This window comes from Dulcicalothrix desertica PCC 7102, from assembly GCF_003991905.1.
Lineage (GTDB): Bacteria > Cyanobacteriota > Cyanobacteriia > Cyanobacteriales > Nostocaceae > Dulcicalothrix > Dulcicalothrix desertica.
This window is the reverse complement of the sequence record NZ_RSCL01000013.1, coordinates 277,980-283,863: the sequence shown is the minus strand read 5'-3', so window position 1 is coordinate 283,863 and position 5,884 is coordinate 277,980. Positions and strand designations below refer to the sequence as shown.

7 protein-coding genes are annotated in these 5,884 nt (G+C 46.5%); all 7 read left to right on the top strand.

Going from position 1 to position 5,884, the window contains the following annotated elements; genetic code table 11:
• Positions 1-93: 93 nt before the first annotated feature.
• Positions 94-1,155, top strand: coding sequence for a zinc-dependent alcohol dehydrogenase family protein (locus tag DSM106972_RS26805; RefSeq protein WP_233787261.1), 1,062 nt, complete (start codon positions 94-96; stop codon positions 1,153-1,155).
• A gap of 111 nt (positions 1,156-1,266) precedes the next feature.
• On the top strand, positions 1,267-1,995 hold the full coding sequence (locus DSM106972_RS26800) for an alpha/beta fold hydrolase (RefSeq protein ID WP_127083551.1): 729 nt from the start codon (positions 1,267-1,269) through the stop codon (positions 1,993-1,995).
• Between the two features lie 73 nt (positions 1,996-2,068).
• Entirely contained in the window at positions 2,069-3,445 is a 1,377-nt protein-coding gene (locus DSM106972_RS26795; protein ID WP_127083550.1) for an FAD-binding oxidoreductase, read from the top strand.
• 43 nt (positions 3,446-3,488) lie between these two features.
• Complete coding sequence (locus DSM106972_RS26790) at positions 3,489-3,947, top strand: VOC family protein (RefSeq protein ID WP_127083549.1); 459 nt, start codon at positions 3,489-3,491, stop codon at positions 3,945-3,947.
• 77 nt (positions 3,948-4,024) lie between these two features.
• Positions 4,025-4,777, top strand: coding sequence for an SDR family NAD(P)-dependent oxidoreductase (locus DSM106972_RS26785; protein WP_127083548.1), 753 nt, complete (start codon positions 4,025-4,027; stop codon positions 4,775-4,777).
• Between the two features lie 62 nt (positions 4,778-4,839).
• Positions 4,840-5,070, top strand: a complete 231-nt coding sequence (locus DSM106972_RS53890; RefSeq protein ID WP_272954049.1) for an alpha/beta fold hydrolase — start codon at positions 4,840-4,842, stop codon at positions 5,068-5,070.
• A 142-nt stretch (positions 5,071-5,212) separates the two neighbouring features.
• On the top strand, positions 5,213-5,884 hold a 672-nt coding region (locus DSM106972_RS26775), incomplete at its 3' end, for an MBL fold metallo-hydrolase (protein ID WP_148129252.1).

The following is a 5,884-nucleotide window of genomic DNA, read 5'->3' as shown; positions in this document are numbered from 1 at the left end:
TATGCCAACTATGATCACAGGAAACACAAATGCATCGGCAATTATGATTGGAGAAAAGGCTGCCGATTTGATAAAAGTTGAAACAAAATTGCGGTGATAGACTTTAGGATAAATTGGATAGTCCAAAAAATAAATAATACCGTAATCCCGTCACTGTTTATTCTAAATCAAGGAGAGTTGTCACAGATGGAATCTATGAAAGCAGCCGTATTAACTGCGTTTGGTGATGCTGAGAAGTTTGAGATTCAAACTGTTCCCATACCAACGCTGAAGGCGAATCAGGTGTTAGTCAGAGTTTGTGCAACCTCGATTAACCCGGTCGATTACCAAACTCGTCGTGGTGATTACAAGGAACTGGTTCGATTACCCGCCATCCTTGGAGTCGATGTTTCAGGAGTGATTGAGGCAATTGGCGAAGCTGTGACTGATTTCAAGGTGGGAGACAACGTGTATTACTCGCCGCAAGTTTTTGGAGAATTCGGTAGCTACGCTCAGTATCATGTGGCTGATGCAGCGATTGTTGCATTGAAGCCTACAAATCTATCGCACATTGAAGCAGCTTCTTTACCGCTTGCAGGTGGAACTGCTTGGGATTGTCTAGTGACTAGGGGCAATCTACAAGTTGGTGAAACAGTTCTCATCCATGCGGGTGCGGGTGGAGTTGGTTCGATTGCAGTTCAACTCGCCAAAGCGATAGGGGCATACGTTTTTGCGACGTGTAGTTCTAGAAACGGAGATTTCGTGACAGAACTGGGTGCAGATCGAGTAATTGATTACAAAAATGAAGATTATATAGAAGTCATTCGTCAACTAACAAATGGACTGGGTGTGGATTTAGTTCTAGATACGATTGGCGGAGAAACAATTCAGCGTAGTCTAGAAATCATTCGTCCCTTCGGTAGACTTATAAGCATTGTAGACATTGCAATACCGCAATCACTTTTTGAAGCATGGGGCAAGAATCTGACGATTCATTTTGTTCTTTCACCCCAGTACCGAGCAAAATTAGAGGCTTTGACAAAACTAATCGAACGCCATCAGCTTCGCCCAGTGATTGATTCAGTATTGTCTTGGGATCAGGTCGTTCTGGCACATCAGCGTCTAGAGCAGGGAGGAACACGGGGCAAAATTGTGCTGAAATTTACCGAAAATTAGACCAGCTTTACGGCGTTGATAATTGCTAAACGGATCGAAGAGCTACATTACAGGTCAACAAGCACGCGATCGATGGCGGATACACGACAGGCTAATTTAAGGAGCGATTTTATGTCAACTTTTGTTTTGGTTCATGGTTCATGGCACGATGGTTCTGCTTGGAAAGCTGTCATCCAACATTTAGAAGTGAAAGGGCATGACTGCTTTGCTCCTACGATCGCGGGTCATGGTAAAGGCGTGAATAAAAACGTCAACCATGCTCAATGTACGCAATCGATCGTCGATTACATCATTGATAAAGACTTAACTGATATCGTCCTACTCGGACATAGTTTCGCCGGGACGATTATTGCCAAAGTTGCCGAAGCAATTAGCGATCGTATTCGACGGCTCATCTTCTTCAATGCCTTTGTCCTCAATGATGGGGAGAGCCTTAGAAATAACATCCCGCCCGACTCTCAAGCGTTATTAGACAATCTAGCGAGAGAATCGGGTAATAACACGGTGGTGATGCCTTTTGAGCTTTGGCGAGAAGCGTGTCTCAACGACGCTGACCTGGAATTGGCTAAATTTAGTTACGCACAATTATCACCTGAACCGTATCAACCGTTAATTGACAAGTTGGACTTGAAGCAGTTTTACTCGCTGCCCATTCCTAAAAGTTACCTCTACTGTACAGAAGATAATGTCCTCCCTCAAGGCGAACAGTGGGGTTGGCATCCGAAAATGTCTAACCGCTTGGGGCTATTTCGGCTTGTACAAATGCCCGGTAGTCACGAGGTCATGTTTTCTAACCCGATCGGTTTAGCAGAAAAGATTATTGTGGCAGGACGCGACTAGCAGCAGAATTTGCAATCGCCAGCCCACTAATGTTGCCGTCATTCAACAAATAATGACCTGAAAAGGTGAAATCATGACAACTACATACCGTCACAGTGCTGCTTTCAATGATCTGGCAACACTTCTCACAGGACAGCTTGTTCTGCCTGAAGACGCTAACTATGAAGAGGTGCGCCAACTCTGGAATGGCAAGGTAAAGACTCAACCTGCCGCAATCGCTCGTTGTCTCATTGTACAAGATGTCATTCATACGATTCGCTGGACACGATCGCATAATCTACCCCTCTCGGTTCGAGGTGCTGGACATGAGATTTTCGGACGATCTCTCGCGGAGAATGGCGTGGTGATCGATCTTTCTCAGATGAAAGCTGTTACCGTTGAGCCAAACAAGCGCACAGCTCAAATTCAAGCTGGAGCAACGGCTGGCAACCTGATTGAGGCAGCACAGAAATATGGGTTAGCAACCGCCACAGGAACAATCTCCAGCGTGGGTATGACAGGACTTACTCTGGGTGGAGGCTATGGTTCGCTGACTGGCGCCTATGGACTGGCTGCTGATAATTTGCTGTCGGCACAAGTGGTCACTGCTGATGGGCAACTTATCACCGCAAACGCCAAGGAAAACGCCGACCTTCTCTGGGGACTGCGTGGCGGCGGTGGCAATTTTGGAGTCGTTGTTTCCCTGGAGTTTCGCCTGCATCCGCTCACAACCGTGTTATCGGGTTTACTGCTCTATCCTTTGAATCAAGCCAAAACTGTGTTACACCGTCTTAACGAGTTCATCGCCACCGCTCCTGATGAATTGACGATTCGGTCTGGATTCCTTCAAATCCCCGATGGTCAGACGGTGCTGTTTCTCTCACCAACTTATTGTGGTTCGCTCGAAATGGGTGAGCAGGCTATTGCACCTCTGCGAACTTTTGGTACAGTGCTGGTCGATCAGATGCAATCTGTTTCTTATCACGAATTAATTCATAGTAGCGATGCGTTCACTCCAAAGGGTCGTCACTACTACCTTCAAACTCAGTCACTTAAGGGACTCCAGACGGAGACTTTAGAGGCACTGATTGAACAGGGACTGCCATTACCTTCTCCGTTTTCGGCGATTAACATCCATCACTTTCATGGAGCCGCGAGTCGGGTAGGTGTGTCCGAGACTGCTTTTGCGCTGCGTCAGGATCATCTGATGGTTGAGCTAATTGCAGCTTGGGAGCCACAGGAGGACGAGCAGCGGTATATCCAATGGGCACAGAACCTCTCACGCTCCCTTGCACCTTATGCTTTCAAAGGGGGATACATCAATCTCCTTTCGGAGCATGAAATTGAGCGCGTTCGGCTTGCCTTCGGGTCGAACTATGAGCGATTGCTCGATCTTAAGCAGAAATACGATCCAGATGATGTGTTTCGATCGACGATCGGACATCTCGCACCCCATTCGCTTACACGGTAAGACTCTGAGGTATCTAGAACATTCACAATTACAGGAGATTCAAATGACAATTTTAACTCAAACATCTTCAACTCTAGGCTCAAATCCTCTGAGTTCGATGCAAATCGATCATGTTTGCTTGAATGTACCGAACTATGAGGAAACGCTTCAGTGGTATCAAGAAAAGCTAGATGCGACGATCCAACATGAATGGACAGTAGGCGTTTTCCCAGATCTGAAATTGGCTTATCTCAGTGTATATGGCTTTCGCATCGAAATTATTGGCTCTACTCAGTCACAATCAGGAATGCCGATCGCGACTAATCTTGGTGAGGGATTAAGGACAACAGGCATCGGACATTTTTGTTTTCGAGTTCGAGATGTCGATGCAGTTCTTGCTGAATTAAATCGATGTGGTGTGAAAACATTTGTCGAACTCGGAAGCTATCCTGATCCGGGTATTCGGCTCTGTATCATTCAAGACAATAACGGCAATCTAATCGAGTTTGTCACCCCATTATGAATTCATTAATGAAATAGATCCCAACAGTTGGAGACGTAATCAAATTTGTAATCCCTAAACTCAACCAGGAAAACACTATGTCACAAAAACTCTCAGGAAAAGTTGCGCTTGTCACTGGTGGCTCCAGCGGCATAGGTCTTGCCACAACCAAGCGATTTGTCGCTGAAGGTGCCTATGTCTTTATCACGGGTCGTCGTCAGACTGAACTTGATGCTGCTGTAAACGAAATTGGTAACAATGTTATAGGCATTCAGAGCGATGTCTCAAATTTGGCAGACCTTGATCGGCTTTACGCCACGATCGAGCAAAAGCAAGGTCACTTGGATGTGGTCTTTGCTAATGCTGGCGTTGGACAACCCAGAGCGCTCGGATCGATCACCGAAGAACACTTTGACAAAACCTTCAACATTAATGTCAAAGGTCTACTTTTCACTGTGCAGAAGGCACTGCCATTGATGCCAGAGGGTGCTGCCATCATCCTGAATGCCTCAACTGCTTCTATCGTTGGCACAAAGGCCTTCAGCGTTTACGGCGCCACCAAAGCCGCCGTGCGAGCGTTTGCCCGCTACTGGACACTCGACCTTAAAGAACGCAAAATCCGGGTGAATGCTATTAGTCCTGGCACGACTCCGACTCCTGGTTACGATCAGTTTGGATTCAATGAAGAGCAGGCGAAAGAATTTGTGGAGAGCCAAGCTAAAAATATTCCATTGGGACGAGTCGGCACGCCCGACGAGATCGCCAAAGCTGTTGTCTTTCTCGCTTCCGATGACAGCAGCTTTGTCAACGGCATCGAATTGTTTGTGGATGGCGGCATGGCACAAATCTAAATGGTTGCTGTGTCAAGAGCAGCCAGCTAACGATTTAAATTCAGCATTCATAGGAGATTGCAATGCCTTACGTTACTGTTGGTCAAGAAAATTCTGCAACCATTGATCTCTACTACGAAGATATTGGGACAGGTCAACCAATTATTCTCATTCATGGATTTCCCCTCAACGGTCATTCGTGGGAAAAGCAGGTCTTAGTGCTGCTAAATGCAGGGTATCGAGTCATTACCTACGATCGCCGAGGATTTGGGAATTCTAGCCAACGTACACCGCAGCAAGACTCCCGAAGCTGATTAAAAACAGTCAACTTGTTGTCATTCCTGGCGGACCGCACGCCATCAACTGGACTCACGCTGATCAGATCAATCCCTTGTTGTTGGACTTTCTTCAGGGGTGATTATCTATCGAGTCCTTTATTGCTAAAAGGGTTCTAATATGTTTTATAGACTGATGATAGCGGTTGCAACCACAGTGCTAACGATTGTGACCTCTTGTCTTTTTCCAGCGATATCACTGAGCAAAAGTGCGATCGCTCAAGTGCCAGGTGTCTATCCATTCAAGTTAGGTGATTTCGCAATTACAGTCCTGAGCGACGGCACACTCCCCCAGGATCTACATACGCTGCTGTCGAATACAAACCCAACAGAAACCGATCGCCTGCTTCAGAAAAACTTTCTGACTAATCCTGTCGAGGCATCGATTAATGCTTTCTTAATCGACACTGGAGATCAACAAGTACTCGTGGACACGGGAGCCGGAAACTTTTTTGGTCCAAAACTGGGTGGTAAGCTTCAAACATCGTTAAAGGCAGCAGGCTACACGCCTAACGAGATTGATGCAATCCTCCTGACTCATATTCATACCGATCATAGTGGGGGGCTGGTCGAACAGGGAAAACGGGTGTTTCCTGCCGCCACGCTCTATGTCGGCAAGCCAGATATCGATTTCTGGTTTGATCGAGCGAATGCCAAGCGATTCAACGTTGCTGAAAAGTACTTTGACGAAGCCGCGAAAACTGTCAAACCTTATTTAGATGCAGGCAAAGTGAAATCGTTTTCTGGCAAGACAGTTCTGCTACCGGGAATCACCGCGCATCCCACACCCGGT

What these genes read in the sequence shown, in the direction of transcription:
- DSM106972_RS26800 (WP_127083551.1), top strand. Translation starts at nt 1,267, where the DNA reads ATGTCAACTTTTGTTTTGGTTCATGGTTCATGGCACGATGGTTCTGCT.
- DSM106972_RS26795 (WP_127083550.1), top strand. Translation starts at nt 2,069, where the DNA reads ATGACAACTACATACCGTCACAGTGCTGCTTTCAATGATCTGGCAACA.
- DSM106972_RS26790 (WP_127083549.1), top strand. Translation starts at nt 3,489, where the DNA reads ATGACAATTTTAACTCAAACATCTTCAACTCTAGGCTCAAATCCTCTG.
- DSM106972_RS26785 (WP_127083548.1), top strand. Translation starts at nt 4,025, where the DNA reads ATGTCACAAAAACTCTCAGGAAAAGTTGCGCTTGTCACTGGTGGCTCC.
- DSM106972_RS53890 (WP_272954049.1), top strand. Translation starts at nt 4,840, where the DNA reads ATGCCTTACGTTACTGTTGGTCAAGAAAATTCTGCAACCATTGATCTC.